The organism is Xanthomonas floridensis (assembly GCF_001642575.1).
Classification (GTDB): Bacteria; Pseudomonadota; Gammaproteobacteria; order Xanthomonadales; family Xanthomonadaceae; genus Xanthomonas; species Xanthomonas floridensis.
Genome location: NZ_LXNG01000012.1, coordinates 281,692 through 306,000 on the forward strand (window position 1 = coordinate 281,692; position 24,309 = coordinate 306,000).

General features: G+C 64.1%; 19 protein-coding genes, 9 tRNA genes and 1 pseudogene. 21 read left to right on the forward strand and 8 right to left on the reverse strand.

What is annotated here, in order from left to right:
- Positions 1-55: 55 nt before the first annotated feature.
- Both phoB and A7D17_RS08595 read right to left on the reverse strand, forming a co-directional pair.
- The gene (phoB, locus tag A7D17_RS08590; RefSeq protein WP_002806631.1) at positions 56-745 is read right to left on the reverse strand and encodes a phosphate regulon transcriptional regulator PhoB; all 690 of its coding nucleotides are present in this window, start codon (positions 743-745) and stop codon (positions 56-58) included.
- 198 nt (positions 746-943) lie between these two features.
- Positions 944-2,590 carry a M48 family metalloprotease gene (locus A7D17_RS08595; RefSeq protein WP_064508693.1) on the reverse strand — a complete coding sequence of 549 codons (1,647 nt, stop codon included), beginning with the start codon at positions 2,588-2,590 and terminating at the stop codon, positions 944-946.
- 149 nt (positions 2,591-2,739) lie between these two features.
- On the opposite strand from A7D17_RS08595, the gene grxC reads away from it, so the two are divergent.
- The 3 genes from grxC (at position 2,740) to A7D17_RS08610 (ending at position 4,710) form a co-directional block, all read left to right on the forward strand.
- Positions 2,740-3,045, forward strand: a complete 306-nt coding sequence (gene grxC, locus A7D17_RS08600; protein ID WP_064508694.1) for a glutaredoxin 3 — start codon at positions 2,740-2,742, stop codon at positions 3,043-3,045.
- A complete protein-coding gene (locus A7D17_RS08605) occupies positions 3,042-3,437 on the forward strand; it encodes a carboxymuconolactone decarboxylase family protein (RefSeq protein ID WP_064508695.1) in 396 nt (131 codons plus the stop codon). The genes grxC and A7D17_RS08605 overlap by 4 nt, the downstream gene beginning before the upstream one ends.
- Positions 3,438-3,702: 265 nt before the next feature.
- The gene (locus A7D17_RS08610) at positions 3,703-4,710 is read left to right on the forward strand and encodes an isocitrate dehydrogenase (RefSeq protein WP_010368534.1); all 1,008 of its coding nucleotides are present in this window, start codon (positions 3,703-3,705) and stop codon (positions 4,708-4,710) included.
- Between the two features lie 131 nt (positions 4,711-4,841).
- Here A7D17_RS08610 and A7D17_RS08615 read toward each other — a convergent pair whose 3' ends face one another.
- On the reverse strand, positions 4,842-5,603 hold the full coding sequence (locus A7D17_RS08615) for a Bax inhibitor-1/YccA family protein (protein ID WP_064508696.1): 762 nt from the start codon (positions 5,601-5,603) through the stop codon (positions 4,842-4,844).
- A gap of 153 nt (positions 5,604-5,756) precedes the next feature.
- Here A7D17_RS08615 and A7D17_RS08620 point away from each other — a divergent pair.
- The 4 genes from A7D17_RS08620 to A7D17_RS08635 all read left to right on the forward strand — a co-directional run bounded on the left by A7D17_RS08620 (position 5,757) and on the right by A7D17_RS08635 (position 6,228).
- A tRNA-Pro gene (locus A7D17_RS08620) sits at positions 5,757-5,833 on the forward strand.
- Between the two features lie 42 nt (positions 5,834-5,875).
- Positions 5,876-5,952, forward strand: a tRNA-Arg gene (locus A7D17_RS08625).
- Between the two features lie 32 nt (positions 5,953-5,984).
- Positions 5,985-6,061, forward strand: a tRNA-His gene (locus A7D17_RS08630).
- Between the two features lie 91 nt (positions 6,062-6,152).
- Positions 6,153-6,228 (forward strand) — tRNA-Lys (locus A7D17_RS08635).
- A gap of 269 nt (positions 6,229-6,497) precedes the next feature.
- Here the strand turns inward: A7D17_RS08635 and A7D17_RS08640 are convergent.
- Together A7D17_RS08640 and A7D17_RS08645 are read right to left on the reverse strand one after the other, a co-directional pair.
- Positions 6,498-6,737, reverse strand: a pseudogene (locus A7D17_RS08640) (alpha/beta hydrolase); the annotation flags it as partial.
- A 628-nt stretch (positions 6,738-7,365) separates the two neighbouring features.
- Complete coding sequence (locus A7D17_RS08645) at positions 7,366-8,640, reverse strand: two-component system sensor histidine kinase NtrB (RefSeq protein ID WP_064508698.1); 1,275 nt, start codon at positions 8,638-8,640, stop codon at positions 7,366-7,368.
- Between the two features lie 273 nt (positions 8,641-8,913).
- Here A7D17_RS08645 and A7D17_RS08650 point away from each other — a divergent pair.
- The 10 genes from A7D17_RS08650 (at position 8,914) to A7D17_RS08695 (ending at position 18,331) form a co-directional block, all read left to right on the forward strand.
- Positions 8,914-8,998, forward strand: a tRNA-Leu gene (locus tag A7D17_RS08650).
- Positions 8,999-9,194: 196 nt separating this feature from the next.
- Positions 9,195-10,487 (forward strand): trigger factor, encoded by a 1,293-nt coding sequence (gene tig, locus A7D17_RS08655; protein ID WP_064508699.1) that lies wholly within the window; start codon positions 9,195-9,197, stop codon positions 10,485-10,487.
- Between the two features lie 92 nt (positions 10,488-10,579).
- Positions 10,580-11,206 (forward strand): ATP-dependent Clp endopeptidase proteolytic subunit ClpP, encoded by a 627-nt coding sequence (clpP, locus tag A7D17_RS08660; RefSeq protein WP_002806026.1) that lies wholly within the window; start codon positions 10,580-10,582, stop codon positions 11,204-11,206.
- A 125-nt stretch (positions 11,207-11,331) separates the two neighbouring features.
- Positions 11,332-12,618, forward strand: coding sequence for an ATP-dependent Clp protease ATP-binding subunit ClpX (gene clpX / locus A7D17_RS08665; RefSeq protein WP_005920420.1), 1,287 nt, complete (start codon positions 11,332-11,334; stop codon positions 12,616-12,618).
- A gap of 144 nt (positions 12,619-12,762) precedes the next feature.
- Positions 12,763-15,234 (forward strand): endopeptidase La, encoded by a 2,472-nt coding sequence (gene lon, locus A7D17_RS08670; RefSeq protein WP_029219278.1) that lies wholly within the window; start codon positions 12,763-12,765, stop codon positions 15,232-15,234.
- 214 nt (positions 15,235-15,448) lie between these two features.
- The gene (locus A7D17_RS08675; RefSeq protein WP_002806049.1) at positions 15,449-15,721 is read left to right on the forward strand and encodes an HU family DNA-binding protein; all 273 of its coding nucleotides are present in this window, start codon (positions 15,449-15,451) and stop codon (positions 15,719-15,721) included.
- An 11-nt stretch (positions 15,722-15,732) separates the two neighbouring features.
- Positions 15,733-15,807: transfer RNA gene (locus tag A7D17_RS08680), tRNA-Val, on the forward strand.
- A 28-nt stretch (positions 15,808-15,835) separates the two neighbouring features.
- Positions 15,836-15,912 (forward strand) — tRNA-Asp (locus tag A7D17_RS08685).
- Between the two features lie 93 nt (positions 15,913-16,005).
- A tRNA-Asp gene (locus A7D17_RS08690) sits at positions 16,006-16,082 on the forward strand.
- A gap of 278 nt (positions 16,083-16,360) precedes the next feature.
- Complete coding sequence (locus tag A7D17_RS08695) at positions 16,361-18,331, forward strand: peptidyl-prolyl cis-trans isomerase (RefSeq protein ID WP_064508700.1); 1,971 nt, start codon at positions 16,361-16,363, stop codon at positions 18,329-18,331.
- A gap of 831 nt (positions 18,332-19,162) precedes the next feature.
- Here the strand turns inward: A7D17_RS08695 and A7D17_RS08700 are convergent.
- Together A7D17_RS08700 and gloB are read right to left on the reverse strand one after the other, a co-directional pair.
- Positions 19,163-20,350 (reverse strand): lytic transglycosylase domain-containing protein, encoded by a 1,188-nt coding sequence (locus A7D17_RS08700; RefSeq protein ID WP_064508701.1) that lies wholly within the window; start codon positions 20,348-20,350, stop codon positions 19,163-19,165.
- Positions 20,347-21,114 carry a hydroxyacylglutathione hydrolase gene (gene gloB / locus A7D17_RS08705; RefSeq protein ID WP_064508702.1) on the reverse strand — a complete coding sequence of 256 codons (768 nt, stop codon included), beginning with the start codon at positions 21,112-21,114 and terminating at the stop codon, positions 20,347-20,349. The genes A7D17_RS08700 and gloB overlap by 4 nt, the downstream gene beginning before the upstream one ends.
- Positions 21,115-21,126: 12 nt before the next feature.
- Here gloB and A7D17_RS08710 point away from each other — a divergent pair, with 12 nt between their 5' ends.
- The 3 genes from A7D17_RS08710 to dnaQ are packed head-to-tail and all read left to right on the forward strand — an operon-like array spanning position 21,127 to position 23,010.
- Positions 21,127-21,783, forward strand: coding sequence for a hypothetical protein (locus tag A7D17_RS08710; protein WP_064508703.1), 657 nt, complete (start codon positions 21,127-21,129; stop codon positions 21,781-21,783).
- A 30-nt stretch (positions 21,784-21,813) separates the two neighbouring features.
- A complete protein-coding gene (gene rnhA, locus A7D17_RS08715) occupies positions 21,814-22,266 on the forward strand; it encodes a ribonuclease HI (RefSeq protein WP_029219283.1) in 453 nt (150 codons plus the stop codon).
- A gap of 9 nt (positions 22,267-22,275) precedes the next feature.
- Entirely contained in the window at positions 22,276-23,010 is a 735-nt protein-coding gene (dnaQ, locus tag A7D17_RS08720) for a DNA polymerase III subunit epsilon (protein WP_064508704.1), read from the forward strand.
- A gap of 133 nt (positions 23,011-23,143) precedes the next feature.
- Here the strand turns inward: dnaQ and A7D17_RS08725 are convergent, their stop codons facing one another.
- Positions 23,144-23,848, reverse strand: coding sequence for a PP2C family protein-serine/threonine phosphatase (locus tag A7D17_RS08725; RefSeq protein WP_029219285.1), 705 nt, complete (start codon positions 23,846-23,848; stop codon positions 23,144-23,146).
- Positions 23,849-24,044: 196 nt separating this feature from the next.
- On the opposite strand from A7D17_RS08725, the gene A7D17_RS08730 reads away from it, so the two are divergent.
- Positions 24,045-24,135: transfer RNA gene (locus A7D17_RS08730), tRNA-Ser, on the forward strand.
- Positions 24,136-24,309 lie beyond the last annotated feature (174 nt).

Genomic DNA, 24,309 nt, shown 5'->3' on the forward strand with positions numbered 1-24,309 from the left:
CAGGTGGGCGTGCGAGCCAGCCCAGCATCAGGGCCGACCGGCTGTGCGGCAACCACTAGGTTGCCGAAGAGAAACGGTAGCCCGAGCCACGCACGGTCTGCACCATGTTTTCCAGGCCGAACGGTTCCAGCGTCTTGCGCAGGCGGCGGATGTGCACGTCAATGGTGCGTTCTTCCACATACACGCTGCCGCCCCAGACATGGTCCAGCAGTTGGGTACGCGTATACACGCGCTCGGGGTGGGTCATGAAGAAATGCAGCAGGCGGTATTCGGTCGGGCCGATCGGCACCGGCGCATCGCCGGCGAACACGCGGTGCGCAGCGCCATCGATCCGCAGGCGGCCCACCGCCACGCTGCCGTCTTCGTCGTCCTCGCGGGTGCGCCGCATCACTGCGCGGATGCGCGCCAGCAGTTCACGGGCGGAGAACGGCTTGACCACGTAGTCGTCGACCCCGGCCTCCAGGCCGCCGACACGGTCGTTCTCTTCGCCGCGCGCAGTCAGCATGATGATCGGGATCTCCCGCGTCAGCTGCTCCTTGCGCCAGCGCCGTGCCAGATCCAGCCCGCTGGTGCCGGGCAACATCCAGTCCAGCAGGATCAGGTCCGGCACCCGGTCGGCGATGGCGGTCTGCGCTTCACGCGCGTCGCCAGCATGGATGGGTTCGAACTCGCCTTTGCGCAGCGCGAACGCCACCATGTCGCGAATCGCGGGTTCGTCATCGACGATCAGAATGCGTTTCTGCACGCGGGGCTTACCGTCTGGCTTTGGTGATCGCCAGTAGACTACGGTTTTGTGACTCTAATGTGACATGGCCGGCACGGTCAGTCGGCTGCACGCGGCGCGCGCAAACGGACTGAACTGAAAACAGTGACAAGATCCAGCGCGTCGCCGGTACGCTGTCACCCGATTCCCGATTCCCGATTCCCGATTCCCGCCCAAGCGTCACTGTGTCGACAGATCCGGGTCGCGAATCCCCTGCCGGCGCAGCTCCAGCACCGTGGGCGTGATCGCGGCGATACGCGCATCCACTCGCGCCCGTGTCACATAGTCCAGATCCTTCTTTTTCAGCGCCTCCAACTGGATCAGGGCCTGCTCCGGGCGCCCGTTCAGAGATGCCGATTCGGCATAGGCCTCGCTGGCACGCAGATGATCGCCAGCCAGCTCGCAGGCGCGGGCGTAGGTTTGCTGCAGCAACGGGTCCTCGCCGCTGCGGTAGAGCAGGGGCTCCAGCACCTGGCGCGCGCGTTGACCGGATTCCTTGCTGGCCTGTTCGTTGAGCGCCCCGGCATAGGTCAGCGCCACCGCACGGTTGTTCGGCAGTCGCTTCAGCAGCGCATCGAAGCGCGCGTTGGCCGCCTCGCGCTGGCCCACGCGCGCCTGCGCCTCGCTCAGGCCCAGCGCCAGCCACAGGTTGTCCGGATGCGCTTCCAGCAGGCCGGCCAGCTCGGCCACCGGCTCGCTCGGCCGGCTCCCGCTGTTGCGCAGCTGCGCCAGCGCCAGCCCATAACGCTGCGCATCGGTCAGGCCCTGCTTGGCGCTGCGGCGCAGGTTTTCGTATTCGCGAATGGCCGCATCGGGCGTGCTCGCACTGAGCACGCGCAGGCGCTCCTTGGCCCAGTCGAACCCCTGTTGGTCGCCGCCACGGCTCAACGCGTCCACCGGCAACCGCAGCGCATACGGCAGCAGCGCGTTGCCGTTGCGGCTCAACGGCTCCGACAACGATGGGTCGGCCGGGTCCACGCGCTCCTGGCGCGTTCCGCCCGGCACCGAGGTGGTCAACACCACGGTGTTCTTCTTCATCTGCTCGGCGCGCGCCTTGGCTTCGCTGATGCGGGTGGTGGTGACCGGGTGGGTCTGCAGGAAATCCGGTGCGCTGTAGCCGCCCTCGTTGGCGCGCATCGCCACCGACATGCGTTCGAAGAAGCCGGCCATCGCGTCCACGTCGTAGCCGCTGCGCACCAGCGTGCGGATGCCCAGCCGGTCGGCCTCCGATTCGTTGGAGCGGGTGTAGTCGATTTGGCGCTGCTGCATCAGCCCCATGGCGCTGGTGATCGTGGCCATGGTGGCATCGCCCTTGGAGTTGCCACCGGCCTGCTGCGCCGCCACCACCGCGGCCAGCATGCCGAGCAGGATCGGGATCTGGTCGCGTTGCGCGCGTTCCACCCCGCGCAGCACGTGCTGCTGGGTGACATGGGCGATTTCGTGCGACAGCACCGCGGCCACTTCGTCCTCGCGCTCGGCGGTGAGCACCAGTCCGGCGTTGACCGCGATGTAGCCGCCCAGCGTGGCGAACGCATTGATCTGGCGGTCGCGCAGCATGAAAAAGGTGAACGGCTGCTGCGGTTGATCGCTATTGGCGCCCAGGCGGGTGCCCATGGTCTGCAGCCAGTCGCCGATCAACGGGTCGTCCAGCACGTAGTCGTAGTTGCGCAGCTCGGCCAGCATCATCTTGCCGTACTCGGCCTGGCGCGCCGGCGTCAGCAGCTCGCCGGCCGACGAACCAATATCGGGCAGGCGGTTCTCCTGCGCAGGTGCCACGCCCATGGCGACGGCCAGGGTCAAGGCGGTAGCGAGCGGAAGCAGGCGCAAGTGGAACTCCCAGCTAGTGCGCGGAGCCTGCGGGCAGCACGGCGCGGCGGCGTGAATCGGCAATTAATCCACAGTGTTGCGGTGGCGAGGTGGAAATTCCAGTCGCCCGTTACCATGTGTCAGACCTCAGACCAACCACGGAGTTTCCCGTGAGCCAAGAACACACCGGGCAGGACGCGGCCGCCGGCCCGCAGATCACCTTGTATTCCACCGCCATCTGCCCGTACTGCGTGGCAGCCAAGAACTTCCTCAAGAGCAAGGGCCAGACCTGGACCGAGGTGCGGATCGACCTGGACCCGGCCGAGCGCGAGAAGATGGTCGCGCTGGCCCGGCGCACCAGCGTGCCGCAGATCTTCGTCGGCGACGTCCATGTGGGCGGCTACGACGACATGATGGCCATGCATCGCGCTGGCAAGCTGGAACCGCTGTTCACCGGCACGGGCGGTCAGGCATGAGTGGTTCCGACGACGGCAGCGCCGACCGCCTGCGCGAATTCACGCAATTCCGCCAGCGCATGAACCAGCGCATCCTGGCCGAGCCCAACCAGGTCGTGCGGCGTTTCTTCGCGCTCGACACCCAGACCTACCAGGCCGGCGCGCTGGACGTGAAGACCAAGGAGCTGCTTGGCCTGGTCGCCTCGATGGTGCTGCGCTGCGACGATTGCATCAGCTACCACGTCGCCCAGTGCAAGGAGGCGGGGGTGACCCGTGAGGAGTTCTTCGAGACGTTCTCGGTCGGCCTGGTGGTTGGTGGCTCGATCGTGATCCCGCACCTGCGCCGCGCGGTGGATTTCCTTGACCAGCTTGAAGGCGGCGCGCAGGCGCCGGCCCAGCATGCGCATGGTTGATGGGCTGCTGGTGAGCGGCTGATTGACGTTCGGGATTGGGGATTCGGGATGCGTGAAGGGCCGTGTGCGCGCCGCCGTTGAGGCGGCGCGTTGCGTTTGGATGGTCGTTACGCGTCGGGTTGCCCGCGTGCCGTCCATGCCTTAGACCAAGGTCGGTTTGGGCGCCTTCACCGGCATCGGGCATAATTGCCTGTGAAACCTCCTTGCGCTGGTGAGCCGGGCTTCCGGCTGGCGCTCCCCCCTTCAAGTTCGGAAACCCAACGTTATGACGCAGACAATCACGGTCATCCGCGGCGACGGTATCGGCCCGGAGATCATGGATGCCACGCTGTTCGTGCTCGACGCGCTGCAGGCTGGCCTGACCTACGAGTACGCCGACGCCGGCCTGGTCGCGCTGGAAAAGCACGGCGATCTGCTGCCCGAGTCCACCCTGGCTTCGATCACCAAGAACAAGGTCGCCCTGAAGAGCCCGTTGACCACGCCGGTCGGCGAGGGTTTCAGCTCGATCAACGTGGCCATGCGTCGCAAGTTCGACCTGTATGCCAACGTGCGTCCGGCCAAGTCGTTCCCGAACACCAAGTCGCGTTTCGCCGATGGCGTGGACCTGATTACCGTCCGCGAGAACACCGAAGGCGCGTACCTGAGCGAAGGCCAGACCGTGTCCGAGGATGGCGAAACCGCGTTCTCCGGTACCCGGATCACCCGCAAGGGCTCCGAGCGCATCGTGCGCTACGCCTTCGACCTGGCGCGCGCCACCGGCCGCAAGAAGGTCACCGCGGTGCACAAGGCCAACATCATCAAGTCGACCTCGGGCCTGTTCCTGAAGGTCGCCCGCGATGTTGCCGCGCAATACCCGGAAATCGAATTCCAGGAAATGATCGTCGACAACACCTGCATGCAGCTGGTGATGCGTCCGGAGCAGTTCGACATCATCGTGACCACCAACCTGTTCGGCGACATCATCTCCGACCTGTGCGCCGGTCTGGTCGGCGGCCTGGGCCTGGCCCCGGGCGCCAATATCGGTCTGGACGCGGCGATCTTCGAAGCCGTGCACGGCTCGGCGCCGGATATCGCAGGGCAGGGCAAGGCCAATCCGTGCGCACTGCTGCTGGGCGCCGCGCAGATGCTGGACCACATCGGCCAGCCGCAGAATGCCGAGCGCCTGCGCGAGGCCATTGTGGCCACCCTGGAAGCCAAGGATTCGCTGACCCCCGACCTGGGCGGCACCGGCAACACCATGGGCTTCGCCAAGGCCATCGCCAGCCGCCTCTGAGCATCGAAGCGAGCTGCAAAACAAGAAAGGGCGCCTAGGCGCCCTTTCTTTTTGCTTGAGACTTGCGCGTAACCAGAATGCACAGGGAATCCGCTCTTACGATTCCCCAATCCCGATTCCCGATTCCAGGCTCAGTTGCGCGACTGCAGCTTCGACAGCAACCGCAGGAATTCGATGTACAGCCACACCAGCGTCACCATCAGGCCGAATGCGCCGTACCACTCCATGTGCTTGGGCGCGCCCTGCTCAACGCCGCTTTCGATGAAGTCGAAGTCCAGCACCAGGTTCAGTGCTGCCACCACCACAACGAACAGGCTGAAGCCGATACCGATCAGGCCCGAGTCGTGGATGAAGGGGATGCGCACGCCGAAAAAGCCCAGCACGAAGGTCGCCAGATACACCAGTGCAATGCCGCCGGTGGCCGCGACGACGCCGAGCTTGAAGTTCTCGGTGGCCTTGATCAAACCGCTGCGATACGCGAACAACAGCGCGAACATGGTACCGAAAGTCAGCAGCACCGCCTGGAACACGATGCCGTTGAAGCGTGCCTCGTACACCGCCGAAATCGACCCCAAGAAAAAGCCTTCCACCAACGCATATATCGGTGCGGTGACCGGTGCCCAGGTCGGCTTGAAGCTGGTCGCCAGGGCAAACACCAGCCCGCCGATCGCGCCGGCGATCATGTACAGGCGTGCGGCCGGCAACGGTGCGCCGTCGGCGCCGATCGATTGCGACCACGCAAATGCAGCGGTGACCACTGCCATCAACAACAGCAGCCCGGTCTTGTTGACGGTGCCATTGAGGGTCATCGCCTGGCCGTCTCGAGTGACCACCGAGCCGGAGCCGAGGTCGAGGAAGGTGGATTCCCGAAGGGCCGGGTTACCGCTACGCATGCGCGTTCTCCTTGGAAGAAAGGGTGCCCGCCCTGGTGGCGAGCGATGCTGGGAGGATACGTGATTGCCCAATTTACACAGGGTGATTGACAGCGAGTCCAATCGTTCCCAAAATAGCCGACCTTTCCAGCCTTCGGGACGGAGAGGTCCCGCCGGGGTATAGCGCAGTCTGGTAGCGCGCCTGCTTTGGGAGCAGGATGTCGGGGGTTCGAATCCCTCTACCCCGACCATTCCGAGCTCTTGACGGCGTGGGAATGCGAAGTTCGGTCCGGGCGCCCGTAGCTCAACCGGATAGAGCACCGGCCTTCTAAGCCGGCGGTTACAGGTTCGAGTCCTGTCGGGCGCGCCATCGGCGGTACGGTAGGAAGCAGGTTTTCAGTGGTGGCTGTAGCTCAGCTGGTTAGAGTACTGGATTGTGATTCCAGATGTCGGGGGTTCGAGTCCCCTCAGCCACCCCACTGAAACAGGCAATGCAGGAAAGTTTGACCCGATGCGTCGCAGGGTGTTGCAACGAAGCAAAAACGCGCATACAATGTGCGACCAGTTTCAGGGCCGTTAGCTCAGTTGGTAGAGCAGTTGACTCTTAATCAATAGGTCCAAGGTTCGAATCCTTGACGGCCCACCAGACAGGCAGCCACTCAGCGCAAGTTGAGTGGCTGTTTTTCTTTGTGGCAAGCGTTGGTGCAAGCGGCGCTGCAACCGTCGTGTCGTCGGCATGGCCGCGCGCGCCCTTATCCCTGCATCAACCGCATGACACGCGCCACGTTGTCGCGCGCTGTCGACAGGTCCCAGGCAGTATCTGCCTGGATGTTGCGAATCGACCGACGAACGACGGCAGTGTCCTGCGCGCCGTTCGCGGTGGTCTCATCCCGCGTCCGTGCAGCCGCGCGGCGGCTAACGCTGCTTGTCCAGCAGCTGCTGGCGCACTGCGATGATGCAGCTCTCCTTGGTCAACAAGTGCTCGAGCGCACTGTTGTCTGCGCGATTGCCGCTGCCCAGATCCACCACCGACACCTGCGTGCTGCCGCGTTGCTTGAATGCAGCGATGGCAGTGGTGGCGTTCTTCAACGGCACCGTGGCGTCATTGGACGAGCCGCAGAGCAGCGTGCGGGTGCGTGGCGTCCAGTCCAGCAATGCCGGGGCGTTCGGGTCGCCAGACTATGGGCTTGTGGATCGGGCAAGGATTCCGCATCCGCGAAGCGCGCACTCCCGGCGCGAATGCGAGATGCTCCAGTCACCCCATCGCAGGCATGTGTTGATCGGCTGGTGGCTACGCTAGGAGTAGTAGCTGCGCCAGGAACTATGGGGTGGATCGATGGCCGACCATTGCAGATGCGCTGCGTCTACGTGCCTATGGGCATAAGAGCGCCGCCAGCGACGACCTTGCATCGGCGCGTATCAGTAAGTCGATCTGGAGTGGCTTCTTGCAGGCAGTTTTCCAAACCGAGCCCTGCATGCGAGAGGCCGCACCGTGTACCGCTGCAGCAGCGACAGGCATCAGGCAGGGCTGTCGGATAGTCAGCCACCAGGCACAGACAGATCGACAAGACAGTGCTGTTACCGATGGATTGCACGCATCGGCACCATCAAGTCTCGCATGGCGATTTGCAGGCAGGCGCACTCGTCCTCAAGCCATTTCGCCTGTCGCCGACGCTACTCGTATCCGCACTTGCTGGAATAGGAGGAGCTCATCGCGGCCGAGCGTCGGCCGCCATGCAGTCACGGTCCGCGCGTTACTCGTGCGCGTATCCGCGGTCGCCGATCAGCCGTCGGCGTGTTGCAGTCGTGGGAAGGCAAGCGTAAAGCGCGCGCCCAGACCCGGTGCCGACGTCACGTCGATAAATCCGCCGGCCTGTCGCACTGCGCTGTACACCTGTGCCAGGCCCAGACCCGCCCCCTTGTCCGCACCCTTGGTAGTGAAATAGGCCTCGAATAACCGCGATTGCACGTCGCTATCCATGCCATGCCCATCGTCGGCAACGACGATCGTGACGTACTCACCAACGGGTTTGGTCAGATTGGCCTCGGCGTCTGTCACGCATGTATGGCCGGTCTCCACGCGGATGGTAGTGCCGCTGTCGCAGGCATCGCGCGCATTGATGACCAGATTGAGAAGTGCGCGTTCGAGGGTGTGCTGGTCGACCATGGCGCAACAGGCGCCTGCGTCGTTGCGTACCTGCAGGCGCAAGTCCGCGCCGATGACCTGCTCCATCAGCGGTGTGAGCTGTGCGGCCAAGGCACCCAGGTCGACCACGTCAGGGCTATAGGGATACTGGCGCGAGAAGCCCACCAGGCGTTGCGCCATCACCGAGCCGTGCTGCAATGCTGCATCGGCAACCCCGAGCAACCTGGTGTCCTGCGCATCGATCTGCCCGCGCTGGACCACCAGGTCGATCGCCGAGGTTGCGGCCTGCAGCACGTTGTTCAGATCGTGCACGACGCCGGCCAGCAGCTGCCCGACCGCTTCCCCCTTTTGCGCCTGGTCGGAGATTTTTTCCGCAGCGCTCTGTGCGGCGCGGGCGATGTCCAGGTCGTCTTCGATGCGTTCGCGCAGATCGCGCAGGCTGTGCAACTCGGTCGCCAGCGAGTCCGCGCGGGTGCGCGCCAGCATCAACGCGCCCATGGAGAATTCGCGCTCGGCCTTCAAGGTGCGATCCAGCGTGTGGAACGCCGCTTCCAGCGCACGGCGGTCGGAGATGTTCTTGCTGACCGCCAGAATCGCCTCGACGTTGCCGGCCTCGTCAAACAACGGGCTGGTGACCACCTGCCAGGTCTGGCGCACGCCAACGAAGTTGACGCAGCTGGCCTCGAACTCGTGCACCGCGCCGTCGATCGACGCGGCCAGCGCGGTATCGACCAATGCAGCAGCCTCCGGCGGCCAGAACTCCCGCCAGTGTCGGGAAATCAACTGATCCGCATGACCGGCGCCCAGGGCCGCCAGTCCGTTGACGTTGACCGCGGTGATCCGTCCGTCGAGGTCGATTTCTTTGATGCAGTCTCGCGACAGGGCCACGATCTGCCGATATCGGTCTCTCATTACGCCGGGGATCCCTCTGATTCGATTTAACGGAATTTTCGCAAATATCGGAGCCCTCGTGCACAACCGCACGCGACTGGAGCTGCGTGCGTGGTGCCAGGGCCTGTGAATTGTTCATTCCGAGGGATGGTGCGGCGTCGTTTGCCAGACTGCTTGCCCACTCCGAACGCCCACGCCGCCCGCGATGACAACTCGTATCGCCTCGCCGCAAACGGCCGCAGCGCTTTTTCTTTGGCTGCATCCCTGCAACAATGGCGGGGTACGTGCGGCATTGCGAAAGTGGCGGAATTGGTAGACGCACCAGATTTAGGTTCTGACGCCGCAAGGCGTGGGGGTTCGAGTCCCCCCTTTCGCACCAATGCAGTGCGGCCGTGAGCACTCCGGCCGCTGCAACGCCCGTCATTCCCTCGATTTTGCGCGCCGGGGCGCCTGTCCCGCTGGCAGCGGCAGCCGTTATCGGCGAAACTACAAGGCTCGGCGGCTTTCTCGCCATCCGTCAACCCGCATCTTCCATCTCGTGCCGACGCCGTGCGCTGTCGGTGGCAGGAGTCAACATGCAAGCTTCGATCGAATCCACCGGCAATCTGGAACGCCGCCTGACCTTCACCCTGCCGCAGGAGCGCCTGGAGACGCATGTCGGTGGCCGCCTGCGCGAGCTTGCGCGGACCACGCGCATCAAGGGCTTCCGTCCGGGCAAGGTGCCGCCCAAGGTGATCGAGCAGCGTTTCGGCCCGCAGGTGCGTGCCGAGGCAATGGAAGGTTTGTTGCGCGAGACCTTTGATTCGGCGGTGCGCGAGCATTCGCTGCGTCTGGCCGGCAATCCGCGCATCGACCAGGGCGAAGGCGACTTCGATTTCGTTGCCACCTTCGAAGTAGTGCCGGATTTCGGCGATATCGATGTCGCCAAGCTGTCGGTGGTGCGTCACACCGCTGAAGTGACCGACGCCGACATCGACCAGATGATCGAAAACCTGCGCCTGCAGCGCCGTACCTGGAACCCGGTCGAGCGCGGTGCGCAGGTCGGCGACCTGGTGGCGCTGGAGACCTGGTCCCAGGCCGGCGATGAGCGTCTGCCCGCCGAAGGCGTGGAGACCGGCAGCAGCGTGCTGGGCTCGGGCGTGATGTTCGACCAGATCGAAAAGGGTCTGGAAGGGCTGTCCAAGGGTGAAGAAAAGACCCTGAGCGTGGCTTTCCCGGCCGAATGGCGGGTACCGCAGCTGGCCGGCAAGACCGTGCAGGTGCATGTGAAGGCAGTTGAAGTGTCCGAGCCGGTGCTGCCAGTGGTGGACAAGGAATTCATCAAGAGCTTCGGCGTCAAGAGTGGCGATGCCGAGCAGTTCCGCGCCGACATCCGCACCAACCTGGAGCGGGAACTCAAGGGCGCGCTGATGAACCGTCTGCGCCGCGAAGTGGGCGAGCAGCTGATTGCCGCCTACGCGCATGTCGAAATGCCGCCGCGCCTGGTCGAGAACGAAGCGCGTTCGATGCTGGCCCAGCAGGTGGAGCAGGTACGCCGCAGCGGCCGCGATCCGGGCCAGGTGCCGGACGATGCCCATCAGGGTTTCATGGATGCCGCCGCCAAGCGCGTGCTGGTTGGTCTGCTGGTCGGTGAAGTGGCCCGGCGCAACGAGCTGCGCCTGGAATCCAAGCGCGTCAGCGAAACGCTGCGTCTGATCGCTTCCACCTACGAAGAGCCGGAACAGGTCATTGAGATGTACCGTAACGACCCCCAACTGATGGGTGGACTGCAGAGCCGTGTCATGGAAGAGCAGGTGATCGACTGGATCGCCGAGCGCGCCCAGCACACCGAGCAGTCGCTGTCGTTCCAGGACGCCATCCGGGTCTAAGGCGGTAGCAAGAGAACCGCGCTCTGCCGTCGTCAGGGTGCGGATATCGAACACGGGCATCGGCACAGGCCGCTGCCACAACAGGAAGACTGATGAGCATTGTGACCAAAGCCCTGAACCTGGTGCCCATGGTGGTCGAGCAGACCAGCCGTGGCGAGCGTGCGTATGACATCTACTCGCGTCTGCTGAAGGAGCGTCTGATCTTCCTGGTCGGTCCCATCGACGACCATATGGCCAACGTGATCGTGGCCCAGTTGCTGTTCCTGGAAGCGGATAACCCGGAAAAGGACATCAGCATCTACATCAACTCGCCCGGCGGCGTGGTCACGGCCGGCATGGCGATCTACGACACCATGCAGTACATCAAGCCGGACGTGAGCACGATCTGCGTCGGCCAGGCTGCCTCGATGGGTGCACTGCTGCTGGCCTCCGGTGCCGCCGGCAAGCGCTATGCGCTGCCGAATTCGCGCGTGATGATCCATCAGCCGCTCGGCGGCTTCCAGGGCCAGGCGACCGATATCGACATCCACGCGCGCGAGATCCTGACGCTGCGTTCGCGGCTGAACGAGATCCTGGCCAAGCACACCGGCCAGTCGCTGGAGACCATCGCGCGCGATACCGAGCGCGACAACTTCAAGAGCGCCGTCGATGCCCAGGCCTATGGTTTGGTGGATCAAGTGCTTGAGCGTCGTCCGGAAGAGTCGATCCAGCCGTCTTGATCGCCAGGTCGCTGAAATTGCAGGAAAATCCGGCAGGGTCGGGCAGGGCGAATGTCCTCCCGGCCCTGTGCTATTCTCGAAATCGAACCCCCGTACATCGGGTGGGGTAACTGGGTAACAGAAGCATGAGCGAAGACCGCCAAGGTCGTTCCGGCGACAGCAACAAGATTCTCTACTGCTCGTTCTGCGGTAAGAGTCAGCATGAGGTCCGCAAGCTGATTGCCGGTCCCAGCGTATTCATTTGCGATGAATGCGTTGAGCTGTGCAACGACATCATTCGTGAGGAACTCGAAGAAAAGGCGCAGTCGGCCCGTTCCAGCCTGCCCAAGCCGCGCGAGATCCTCGAAGTGCTGGATCAGTACGTGATCGGGCAGCTGCGCGCCAAACGCACGCTCGCGGTGGCGGTGTACAACCACTACAAGCGTATCGAGAGCCGCAGCAAGAACGACGACGTCGAACTGGCGAAATCCAACATCCTGCTGGTCGGTCCGACCGGTTCGGGCAAGACCCTGCTGGCCGAAACGCTGGCACGCCTGCTCAATGTGCCGTTCACCATCGCCGACGCCACCACGCTCACCGAGGCCGGCTATGTCGGCGAGGACGTGGAAAACATCATCCAGAAGCTGCTGCAGAAGTGCGACTACGACGTCGAGAAGGCGCAGCAAGGCATCGTCTACATCGACGAAATCGACAAGATCTCGCGCAAGAGCGAGAACCCGTCGATCACCCGCGACGTGTCCGGCGAAGGCGTGCAGCAGGCGCTATTGAAGCTGATCGAAGGCACGGTGGCTTCGGTGCCGCCGCAGGGCGGGCGCAAGCATCCGCAGCAGGAATTCCTGCAGGTGGACACCAAGAACATCCTGTTCATCTGCGGCGGCGCGTTCGCCGGCCTGGACAAGGTGATTCAGCAGCGCTCCAACGATGCCGGCGGCATTGGCTTCGGTGCCAAGGTCAAGAGCAGCGAGCGCAAGCAGGAAGTCGGCAAGATCCTGGCTGAAGTCGAGCCGGAAGATCTGATCAAGTTCGGTCTAATCCCCGAGTTCGTCGGCCGCCTGCCGGTGGTCGCCACGCTGGAAGAACTCGATGAGCCAGCGCTGATCAAGATCCTGACCGAGCCCAAGAACGCCATCACCAAGCAGTTCAGAAAGTTGTTCGACATGGAAGGCGTGGAGCTGGAGTTCCGCCCCGACGCGTTGTCGGCGATCGCCAAGAAGGCGCTCAAGCGCAAGACCGGCGCCCGTGGCCTGCGCACCATCGTCGAATCGGTGCTGCTGGACACCATGTACGAGCTGCCGTCGCAGGAAAATGTCAGCAAGGTGGTGGTTGATGAGTCGGTGATCGAGCACAAGTCCGAGCCGTATCTGATCTACCAGGCGCAACCGGCACCGGCCAAGGCTGCGTCCGGGGACTGAGCCCTGCCAGCCGGCCAGTCAGGCACTGTCCTCGCTGGCGGCTAAAGGGTTTCCGAGCGCTACTTGCAACGTCCAGCCGATGGCCCCATAACGGGGCCATCGGCTTTTTTTACGCCTTAAATTCCCATTCCTGCGGAGCGCCCCATGGCCCAGTCCCAACCAGAAGTTCTCGATCTGCCAGTGTTGCCGCTGCGCGACGTGGTGGTGTTTCCGCACATGGTGATTCCGCTGTTCGTCGGCCGTGACAAGTCGATGCGCGCGCTGGAAAAAGCCATGGAGGCGGACAAGCGCATCCTGCTGGTGGCGCAGAAGTCGGCCGAGACCGACGACCCTGCGGCGGCCGATCTGTATACCGTTGGCACCCTGGCGCAGGTGCTGCAATTGCTGAAGCTCCCCGATGGCACCATCAAGGTGCTGGTCGAAGGGCTGTCTCGCGTCACCGTCGACAAGGTGGTCGAGCTGGACGGCGCGTTGCAAGGCCAGGGCATCGAAGTGGAGGCTAGCGATGCGCGCGAGCCACGCGAAGTGGAAGCGATTGCCCGTTCGCTGATGTCACTGTTCGAGCAGTACGTCAAGACCAACCGCAAGCTGCCGCCGGAGCTATTGCAGACCCTGGCCGGCATCGACGAGCCGGGTCGCCTTGCCGACACCATTGCCGCGCATATCGGTGTGCGCCTGGCTGACAAGCAGCGCCTGCTGGAGATCACCGACATCGGCGAGCGGCTGGAGCTGCTGGTCGGCCTGGTGGACGGCGAAATCGACGTGCAGCAGCTGGAAAAGCGCATCCGCGGCCGCGTGAAGTCGCAGATGGAAAAGAGCCAGCGCGAGTACTACCTCAACGAGCAGATGAAGGCGATCCAGAAGGAACTGGGCGACCTGGACGATGCGCCGGGCGAGCTGGAGGAACTGGCCCGCAAGATCGCCGAGTCGGGCATGCCCAAGCCGGTGGAAACCAAGGCCAAGGCCGAACTCAACAAGCTCAAGCAGATGTCGCCGATGTCCGCCGAAGCGGCAGTGGTGCGCAACTATCTGGACTGGCTGCTGGGCGTGCCATGGAAGAAGCGCACCAAGGTCCGCAAGGATCTGAAGGTGGCCGAAGACACCCTGGATGCCGATCACTATGGCCTGGACAAGGTCAAGGAACGCATCCTCGAATACCTCGCAGTGCAGTCGCGCGTGAAGCAGATGAAGGGGCCGATCCTGTGCCTGGTCGGGCCGCCGGGCGTGGGCAAGACCTCGCTGGGGCAGTCGATCGCCAAGGCGACCAATCGCAAGTTCGTGCGCATGAGCCTGGGCGGCATCCGCGACGAGGCCGAGATCCGCGGCCATCGCCGGACCTACGTCGGGTCCATGCCCGGCCGTCTGGTGCAGAACCTCAACAAGGTCGGCAGCAAGAATCCGCTGTTCCTGCTGGACGAGATCGACAAGATGTCGATGGACTTCCGCGGCGACCCGTCGTCTGCGCTGCTGGAGGTGCTCGATCCCGAGCAGAACAACTCCTTCAACGACCACTACCTGGAAGTGGATCTGGACCTGTCGGAAGTGATGTTTGTCGCCACCTCCAACTCGCTCAATATCCCCGGCCCGCTGCTGGACCGCATGGAGGTCATTCGTATCCCCGGCTACACCGAGGACGAAAAGCTCAACATCGCCATGCGGTACCTGGTGCCCAAGCAGATCAAGGCCAACGGTTTGAAGCCGGAAGAGATCGAGATCGGCGGCGACGCCATCCAGGACGTCGTTCGCTATTACACGCGTGAGTCGGGCGTACGTAATCTCGAGCGCGAGATCGCCAAGATCTGCCGCAAGGTGGTGAAGGAAATCGCGCTTGCCGGCCCGCAGCCGGTGGCCAAGAAAGCGGTCGCCAAGAAGGGCAAGCCGAAGGCGCTGGTGACGGTGGGCTCGAAGAATCTCGACAAGTACCTCGGTGTGCGTCGCTTCGACTTTGGCCGTGCCGAAGAAGAAAACGAGATCGGTCTGGTGACCGGTCTGGCGTGGACCGAAGTGGGCGGCGAGCTGTTGCAGGTCGAATCCACGCTGGTGCCGGGTAAGGGCAACCTGATCCTCACCGGGCAGCTCGGTAACGTCATGAAGGAATCCGCATCGGCAGCCCTGTCGGTGGTGCGTTCGCGCGCCGAGCGGTTGGGCATCGATGTGGATTTCCTGCAGAAGCAGGACGTGCACGTGCACGTGCCCGATGGTGCTACGCCGAAGGATGGTCCCAGCGCCGGTATCGCGATGGTGACCTCGCTGGTGTCGATCCTGACCCGCGTGCCGATCCGCGCCGATGTGGCGATGACCGGCGAAATCACCTTGCGTGGGCGCGTCTCGGCGATCGGTGGGTTGAAGGAAAAGTTGCTGGCGGCATTGCGCGGCGGTATCCGCACCGTGCTGATCCCGGACGAGAACCGCAAGGACCTGGCCGATATCCCGGCCAACGTCACCCGCGATCTGAAGATCGTGCCGGTGAAGTGGATCGATGAAGTGCTGGATCTCGCCCTGGAGCGTCCGCTGGCACCGAAGAAGGCAGGCAAGGAAAAAGCCCGCAAGACCGCTTCGCGCGTTGCCGTCCGCGGCAAGTCGCGCACCACCCCGGGAACCCGCGTCAAGCACTAACGTGCGCTGTCTAAGACGTCCCGAAACAAGCCAAAACCCGCGTCGTTATTGGGTTTTGGCTTGCGTGCTGTTGGGGGCGCTGGTATAAATGCACGACTCGTGGGCGCGGCAAAATGTGATGCGTCACGCGATACCACTTGTGTCGGGTTCTTCGCTAACGGCAAGAGCGCCGATTGTCGATTCCGCGGCATCTGCCGCAAAGGGAGTTTCAAGAATGAATAAAACCGAATTGATCGATGGCGTTGCCGCTGCCGCTGACATCTCCAAGGCTGAAGCTGGCCGTGCTGTCGACGCGGTTGTGAGCGAAATCACCAAGGCGCTGAAGAAGGGCGACGCCGTCACCCTCGTTGGCTTCGGCACCTTCCAGGTCCGCGAGCGCGCTGAGCGTACCGGCCGCAATCCGAAGACGGGCGACAGCATCAAGATCGCCGCTTCGAAGAATCCTGCATTCAAGGCTGGTAAAGCCCTGAAGGATGCAGTAAACTAATCGACTCGCTAGGGTGCTTAGCTCAGCGGTAGAGCGTCTCCCTTACACGGAGAGGGTCGGGGGTTCGAAACCCTCAGCACCCACCACTAAGCACCAGGCAAAAGTTTCAAGTGCGGAGCGGTAGTTCAGCTGGTTAGAATGCTGGCCTGTCACGCCGGAGGTCGCGGGTTCGAGTCCCGTCCGCTCCGCCAGTTACACGCAAAGCCCCTGAGCGATTGGGGGCTTCGTTTTCTCCACGACATTCGTGTTGCGAGTGTGGTGAGGTAGATGTCCAAGTTTAAAGCGGAGCGGTAGTTCAGCTGGTTAGAATGCTGGCCTGTCACGCCGGAGGTCGCGGGTTCGAGTCCCGTCCGCTCCGCCAGTTACACCGAAGCCCCTGGCCTTGTGCCGGGGGCTTTTTTTTGGGCTGTTTGAGATTGTCCGACCAGTGGATCGCGCATTGGCCTTGGGTGGCCGCAGCTCGGGTCGGGCGCTGTGGCCGCCGGACGCCATGATGACCGTATCGCGGCGCGTGCCGCCGTTGCCGTTACGCGGCCCCACCTTTACTGCATCTTGGCCCGGGGCTGGCTGGCGTTGGGCTGGGTGCTTGGCGTCAGGCGGGTTACACTGCGCGGCTCGCCCACAGGCCGTGATTTGCCAATGCTGCAGAAACTTCGCGACAAGACGTCAGGCTGGATCGCTACCGCCATCCTGGGGTTGCTGATGATTCCGTTCCTGTTCGTCATCGACAACAGCTACCTGGGCGGCATTGGCGCCAATAACGTCGCCAAGGTGCAGGCGCCACCGACCTGGTGGAAGTCTGCGCCGACGTGGTGGCCGGTCTCGCTGCTGTGGCAGCACCATGAAATCAGCACGCAGGATTTCCGCACGCGTTTCGAACAGGCGCGGATGCAGGAACGTCAGCGTCAGGGTGAAAACTTCGACCCGCGCACCTTCGAATCCCGCGAAAACAAGCTGCAGGTGCTCGACCAGCTGGTAGACGAGCAAGTCGTGCGGCTTGGTGCGGAAGATGCCGGCATCGTGATCGGCGATGCGACGGTGCGCGATTACATCACCAACATCCAGGCGTTCCAGGTCGATGGCAAGTTCAGCCCGGATCAGTACCGCGCCGCCCTGGCGCAAGGCACGCCGCCGCGCACGCCTGCGCAGTTCGATGCATTGGTGCGCGACAGCCTGCAGCAATCGGTGATTCCGCAGGCCGTGGCCGAATCGGGTTTTGCAACCAAGACCGAGTTTGAGCGTCTGCTCAAGCTGATGGGCGAAACGCGTGACGTGGAGCTGGCGATGTTGCCGGCGCCGGCGGCCGACACTGCCCCGGTCAGCGATGCGCAGATCAAGCAGTGGTATGACGCGCACACGCAGGATTTCCGTCAGCCGGAGACGGTGAGCATCGAATACGTGGAGCTCAACGCCGCCACGATGCCGCCGGCCACGGCAGCCGATGAAGCCACGCTGCGCAAGCGCTACGAAGAAGAGAAGGCGCGCTTTGTCGAGCCGGATCAGCGGCTGGCGTCGCACATCCTGATCACTGCCGGCAGCGATGCTGCTGCGCAGAAGGCCGCAGAAGCGAAGGCTGCCAAGCTGGCCGCCGATGCCAAGCAGCCGGGCGCCGACTTCGCCGCGTTGGCCAAGGCCAACTCGCAGGATCCGGGCTCCAAGGATGCCGGTGGCGATCTGGGCTGGGTCGAGAAGGGCACGATGGTCAAGCCGTTCGAAGATGCCCTGTTCTCGATGAAGGCGGGCGACGTGGTCGGGCCGATCAAGAGCGAATTCGGCTATCACGTGATCCAGCTGCGCGAGGTCAAGGGCGGGCAGGGCAAGTCGTTTGAGCAGGTCCGCGACCAGCTTGCGGCCGAGCAGCTCAAGGCCGATGCGGACAAGGCATTTGCAGATGTCAGCGGCAAGCTGGTGGATCAGATCTACAAGAACCCCACCGCCCTGGAGCCGGCTGCAAAGCAGGTCGGTTTGCCGGTTCAGACCCTGGGCCCGTTCTCGCGGACCACTGCCAGCGGTATTGCCGCCAATCCGGCGGTGCTGCGCTCGGCATTTTCCGAAACGCTGGTGCAGGACGGGACGGTGAGCGATCCGATCACCATCGCGCCCAACCACAGCGTGGTGTTGCGCGTGACCAACCACACCGCCGAACAGGCGTTGCCGCTGGACAAGGTGCGCGACAAGGTGATCGCCGCCGTGCATGCGGATCGCACCGAGAAGGCCGCTGCCGCCGCTGCAGACGCATTGCTGGCCCGCGTGCAGAAGGGCGAAACGCTGCAGGCGCTGGCGGAGAGCGAGAAGCTGCAGCTGCAGCCGATCCCGGGCCTGCCGCGTACCGCGCCGATCCCCACGCCGGCTGCAAATCGCGCAATTTTCAGCGCTCCTCGCCCGAGCGAGGGCAAGCCATCGGTCGGCAAGGTGGAGCTGGATGGCGGGCGCTTTGCGGTGTTCGTCATCAGCAAGGCCACGCCGGGCGACTTGAAGCAGATGCCGGCCGAGCAGCAGACGATGCTGCGCGAGCAGCTGAGCCAGATCGACGGAAACAACGCGGCGCAGGCCTACGTCAAGGAAATGCGCAAGCGGTACAAGATCCAGATCGAAGAAGCGCAGCTGTAACGGCGTACTGTTGCGTGGTGTCATGAAACAGCCCGGGTAACCGGGCTGTTTCATGCCCGGCATCTGCGCGACGCAGTTGGGCTTGGGCGTGAGCTGAAACGCGCAGGTGTAGAAGAGGCTGGCGCCACGAATGCGCAGGGCTTGGTAGAGCGCATCCGCTTGGGGTGTGGATGTGCGCGGGTCCGGTGGCTTGGTTCGCTAACGTTGTCTGGCTGTCTGGCTGTCTGGCTGTCTGGTTTGGCCAGGGCTCAATGCGCAGCGCTTGTCACAGTGCTCCAGCGGGCGGTGAGGGCATTGCCGTCGGCCCTGTCGCGATCACTCTGCCGACGCGGCCATCGCGCTCGACCTGCAGACCGGCAGGGCCTCGGGATTGCCCGCCTAGGCACCTTAAGCGGAGGCTTGCCTCGCCGCGACGGCAAGGCCGACGCATTGCCTGGGTGGCTGTTCGAGTGAGGGTGCTAGCGATTGCGCCGTCATGTGCTGGGCGTTCGCGCATCAACGGCGACGTGCGGGGATTCAAGCCCGTGGTAGGAATGTGAGTCACCCGGATCGTCGGGATTCAGCACGTTGAGGCTCTCGCGAGTGCATCCCAGGGCAGCGCTGCAGCGAAGATCCTGCAGAGTTCAATGGCTCAAGTGGCAGCCGCCGTCTTCGCGCCCGGTACGCGCTGTCAAACGTGAAACGATGTCATCGTGCAAGTGCGTCATCGCACGCTTGATGGAGCGCATGCGCCGTCAGTAGGCGCCGGCATCACTGGGTCGGCTGGGCTTCACCGACATTCGCGACCAACGTCTGCACTTCAAGACCCCATCAGTAACGAAGGGGGCTATATCAGGGCGTATCGTTGAACGACAGCACCATCCCCGGCTTGAGGACGGCGCGCTTGTCCAGGCCATTGCTGGCGAGCAGAGTGGCGACCGTGATGCCGTAGCGGCGTGCGATGGCCCAGGCCGATTCGCCATTGCGGACGGTGTGGGTCCTTGCAGGCGCATTGGAGGATTTGGCCGTCGCGACACTGGCCACTGTTGCTACAGCTGCGCTGGTGCCGGAGTCCATATCGGTCGTCGGGGACGCAGTGGCGACAACGGCACCGTTGGACCCAGGCTGCGCCGGTGCAACGGGTGCAAGCACGTGCACACCCTTGGGCGCGGCACGTGCGCTTGCCACGGCGGGATTGAGGCGCGCCAGCAGCTGCGGTTCGATCGCGCGTTGCCCGGCCCAGGCGTTGAGGCTGGTACCGGCAGGCAGCGCATGTTCGGTCAGGACCGGAACCTGGCGGTCCAGGGACGTCAACAGATTGCCCTGCTGCTGCGCATGATCGAGGACGCAGGCCAGCGCGTGCAGTTTTTCGACGTAGTCGTAGGTGACCTTGGACATGCCCGGCAATTCAGATGGACGCGCATTCTGGGCATTCATTCCGGCGCTGCGCATTGCCTGCAACACCCGGTACTCACCGGCGTTGTAGGCCATCAGTGCCAGGCGCCAGTCGCCGCCGAACATGCCGTACAGCGTCTTGAGGTAGCGCACCGCCGCCGTGGTGGAATCCACCGCCGACAGGCGGCCGTCGTACTGCGCGCCGACCGGAACATGGTGGTTGCGGGCTGTGGTGGCGATGAATTGCCAGAGTCCGGCCGGGCCGCTGCCATTGCGCGCGCCAGGGCGGTAGCCACTTTCGACGAACGGGATCAGCGCAAATTCGGTAGGCATGTCGGCGGCACGCAGCTCGTCGACGACATAGCCGAACAACGGCAGGACATCCTGTGCGTCGTCGGCCAAACGCGCGGGCGCACGTGAGAAATGCTGTTCCCAACGGGTGTCGCTATGTTCGCTGTCGCAGCCCGGATCGGCGCGGCCTTCCAGAAACGACGAAAAGATCTCGCGCCCATTCCGCATGCTGGGCGCGCTGGTCGAGGTGGAGGAGCTTTGCGCGGATGTCGGGCGACCGGCATCGGTGGACGCTGCAGCCGCCGGCGCGATGGCCGCGCAAGCGGCCAGCACTGCCAAAACAAGGCGCCTCATGCGCGAAATTCGTCTTTCCAGCGCCGAAGTTCGGCGAAAACGTCTACTTCAGAGGAAACTGCGCCGCCTGCGCGTGGTACTACCGCGGAGCGGATTTCAGAACTGCTGGTACGTAAGAACGGATTGGTGGCCAGTTCACTCTTGAGCGAAATCGGCAGGGTAGGACGGGCTGCTTGACGCATGGCCTGGGCTTCCTGTTGACGGCGCTGCAAGGCAGCGTTGGTGGGATCGACATGCAGCGCAAAGGCCGCGTTGGCCAGGGTGTATTCATGGCCACAACACACAAGCGTTTCGCCGGGCAATCGGGCCAGGCGCTGCAACGAGTCGAACATCTGCGGAGCGGTACCTTCGAACATGCGTCCACAGCCTAGGCTGAACAGGGTATCACCACTGAACAGATGGCTGTCGGTCACGAAGGCGATATGGCTGCGGGTGTGGCCCGGAACCTCCAGCACCTCAAATGCAGTTTCGAGCAGACGTAACCGCTCGCCCTGGCCCACCTGGCGGGCGGTTGCAGGAATGCGCTCGTCGGCGGGCCCGAACAGCTCCAGCTGCGGCCAATGCGCCTGCAGCGCCGCCACGCCACCGATATGGTCGGCATGGTGGTGGGTCAACAAGACGGCGCTGGGAACCCATCCATCGCGTTCTGCGGCGGCAATCACCGGCTCGGCATGCCCCGGATCGACCACAACGGCGCGGCCATCGGCGGCGACCAATGCCCAGATGTAGTTGTCGTCGAATGCGGGCAGGGCGATCAGTCGCATAGAATTGGGACCATGCCTGCCACGCCATTCTCCCGTCAAGCTGGTGTCTCAACCTGGTTTGATACGGGGGCGGGGCGCAGCCTGCTGCAACTGGAGCGCCGACTGGCGTTGGAGGCGCTGCAGGTGCGTCCCTCCCAACCTTGGCTGTGGGTTACGCCCAGCGGCGATCTGCCGCCGCGCGAGGGCTTGCAGGGCCGCGGCCTGCGCCTGTTTCGCAATGCCGGACGTTTTGCCGGCGATGCCCGCTGTGCGATGCCGTTTCCGCTACCGACCGAGAGCCTGCAGGCCATCGTGGTGCAGCATGCCGTGGTTGGCGGGGCGGCGGATTTTCTGGCCGAGTGCGAGCGCCTGTTGATGCCGGGTGGCCGACTGTGGCTGTTCACGCTCAATCCGTTGAGCCCTTATCGCTTCCATTGGGCGCGCCGCGGCCCGGTGGCGCTACGCCCGGATCGCTGGCGGGTGCTCGCGCAGCGCGCCGGCCTGCAGACCGTGGAGACGGAGCGCTACCTTGGGCCGGTCTGGCGTGTCGGGCGTGGCTCGTCCGATCCCGGTCGCGCGCCCTGGCGCGCGGTGTATCTGCTCGAAGTGGAAAAGCGCGCCTCCGCACCGATCGCGCCGACCCCGATTGCGCTGCCGTCGCGCTGGCCGCAGCCGGTGGCCACGATTTGACCCCTAGTCACGTTGCAACCCTGGAAACTGATGAAATCAATTGAAGTGCATACCGACGGCTCCTGCCTCGGCAATCCCGGTCCGGGCGGTTGGGCGGCGCTGCTGCGCTACAACGGCCGCGAGAAGGAACTGGCCGGTGGCGAAGCGGTGTCCACCAACAACCGCATGGAGCTGATGGCCGCGATCATGGCGCTGGAAACGCTGACCGAGCCGTGCCAGATCGTGCTGCATACCGACTCGCAATACGTGCGACAGGGCATCACGGAGTGGATGTCCGGCTGGGTGCGACGTGGATGGAAGACTGCGGGCGGTGATCCGGTCAAGAACCGCGAACTGTGGGAGCGGCTGCATGCGGCCACGCAGCGGCACAGCATCGATTGGCGCTGGGTGAAGGGCCACAATGGCGACCCGGACAACGAACGCGTCGACGTGCTCGCCCGCAATCAGGCCATTGCCCAGCGCAGTGGTAGCGCAACCGCGTAAGAGGATTCAATGCGTCAGATCATTCTCGATACAGAAACCACCGGCCTGGAATGGCGCAAGGGTAACCGCGTCGTGGAAATCGGTGCGGTGGAGCTGCTGGAGCGGCGCCCGAGCGGCAACAATTTCCATCGCTACCTGAAACCCGATTGCGACTTCGAACCCGGCGCGCAGGAGGTAACCGGGCTGACCCTGGAATTTTTGGCCGACAAGCCGCTGTTTGCCGATGTGGTGGAGGAATTTCTCGCCTATATCGACGGCGCGGAGCTGATCATCCACAACGCCGCGTTCGATCTGGGCTTCCTGGACAACGAGCTATTGCTGCTGGGCGACAACTACGGCCGTATCATCGATCGCGCCACCGTGGTGGATACCCTGATGATTGCGCGCGAGCGTTATCCGGGGCAGCGCAACTCGCTGGATGCCTTGTGCAAGCGGCTGGGCGTAGACAACTCGCACCGCCAGTTGCACGGCGCCTTGCTCGATGCGCAGATCCTGGCCGATGTATATATCGCGCTGACCTCCGGGCAGGAAGAGATCGGCTTTGCCAGCGCCGATGCCGGCCAGCATGCCAGCGATGGTGGCAATGCGATCACCTTCGACCCGGCGTTGCTGTTGCCGCGCCCGCGCGTGGCGGTGACTGCCTCCGAAACGCAGGCACATGAGGCGCGTCTGGCGCAGCTGCGCAAGAAGGCCGGGCGTGCGCTATGGGATCCGCCGGTCGAAGAGGTTGCGGTCGCCGGCTAGGCGACGATAGGCAATGGGCGCGTGGCGGGCGATGTCATCAGGCGTGGCTCGCCCAGCCGCTCGCGTCGCGCTCCGCGCGGATCACGATGCAAAGCGGCTGTTGTTGAAGTGTCTCATCAGCGCGAGGCACGCCTCAGTAGCTGCGCACCAGAATGGCGGTGATGTTGTCCGAGCCGCCGCCATCCAGCGCTGCGGCAACCAGGCATTCCACACACTCCTGCGCGCTGCAATCGGCCTGCGACAGCGTTGCCGCGATGGCGGCGTCGTCCACTTCCTCGGTCAGCCCGTCGCTGCACAGCAACAGTTGCATGCCGGATTTGAGTTCGCCCTGCATGGTGGCGACGTTGAGATGCGCCGGGTCGGTCACGCCCAACGCCTGGGTCACCACGTTGCGATGTGGATGCGCACGCGCCTGCTCGCTGGTGAGCGTGCCCTGGGCGATGAGTTCCTGCACATAACTGTGGTCCTGGCTCAGCTGGGCCAGGCGTCCGTCGCGCCAGAGATACGCGCGGCTGTCGCCGACCCAGGCCACTTCGAAGCGCTGGCCCAGCACGCGTGCGGCGACCACGGTGGTGCCCATCGGCAAGGTGTCGTTGCAGCGGCGCGAGGTCTTGATGATTTCCTCGTCGGCAATGCGGATGGCCTGCGCCAGCAGCGTGCCGGCGCGCACTTCGCGCACGATGGTTTCGCGTGCCAGTGCGCTGGCGACCTCGCCGCAGGCGTGCCCCCCCATGCCATCTGCCACCAGCCACAACCCCAGTTCGCTGTCGCCGTAGTAGGTGTCCTCGTTGAGGTCACGGCGCAGGCCAACGTGGGTAAGGTGTCCGAATTCGAGCATGGGGCCGGTTCGCCAGGGAGAAGGTGCGCCACCATCATCGCGGCCCGACCGGCCAGCAGCAACACGCGGCCGGCGAACGGCGCAGTGCCGGTTCACGCCCGGTCGGTGAGAGTGCCACCTGGGGCCGGCCCGGTCCGCTTGTGGCCGGGGCCGTGTGCCCGTATGATGCACGGCCCCAGGACACTGGGGACCATCTGGAGAGGTGGCAGAGCGGTTGAATGTACCTGACTCGAAATCAGGCAGGCGTTTATAGCGCCTCGGGGGTTCGAATCCCCCCCTCTCCGCCAGATTTGAGGCAAGCAGGTGTGCCAGTGCCGCGTGGGTTTCGCCGGCGGCATTGGGGGATGAGAAGCCCCGGGTTCGACAGGCAGCGCAGCTGTCTGCACGGCGAAGCCGCCCGCAGGGCGAAGGCACGTAGTGCCAAGTGAATCCCCCCTCTCCGCCAGATTCGCATCAGCCCC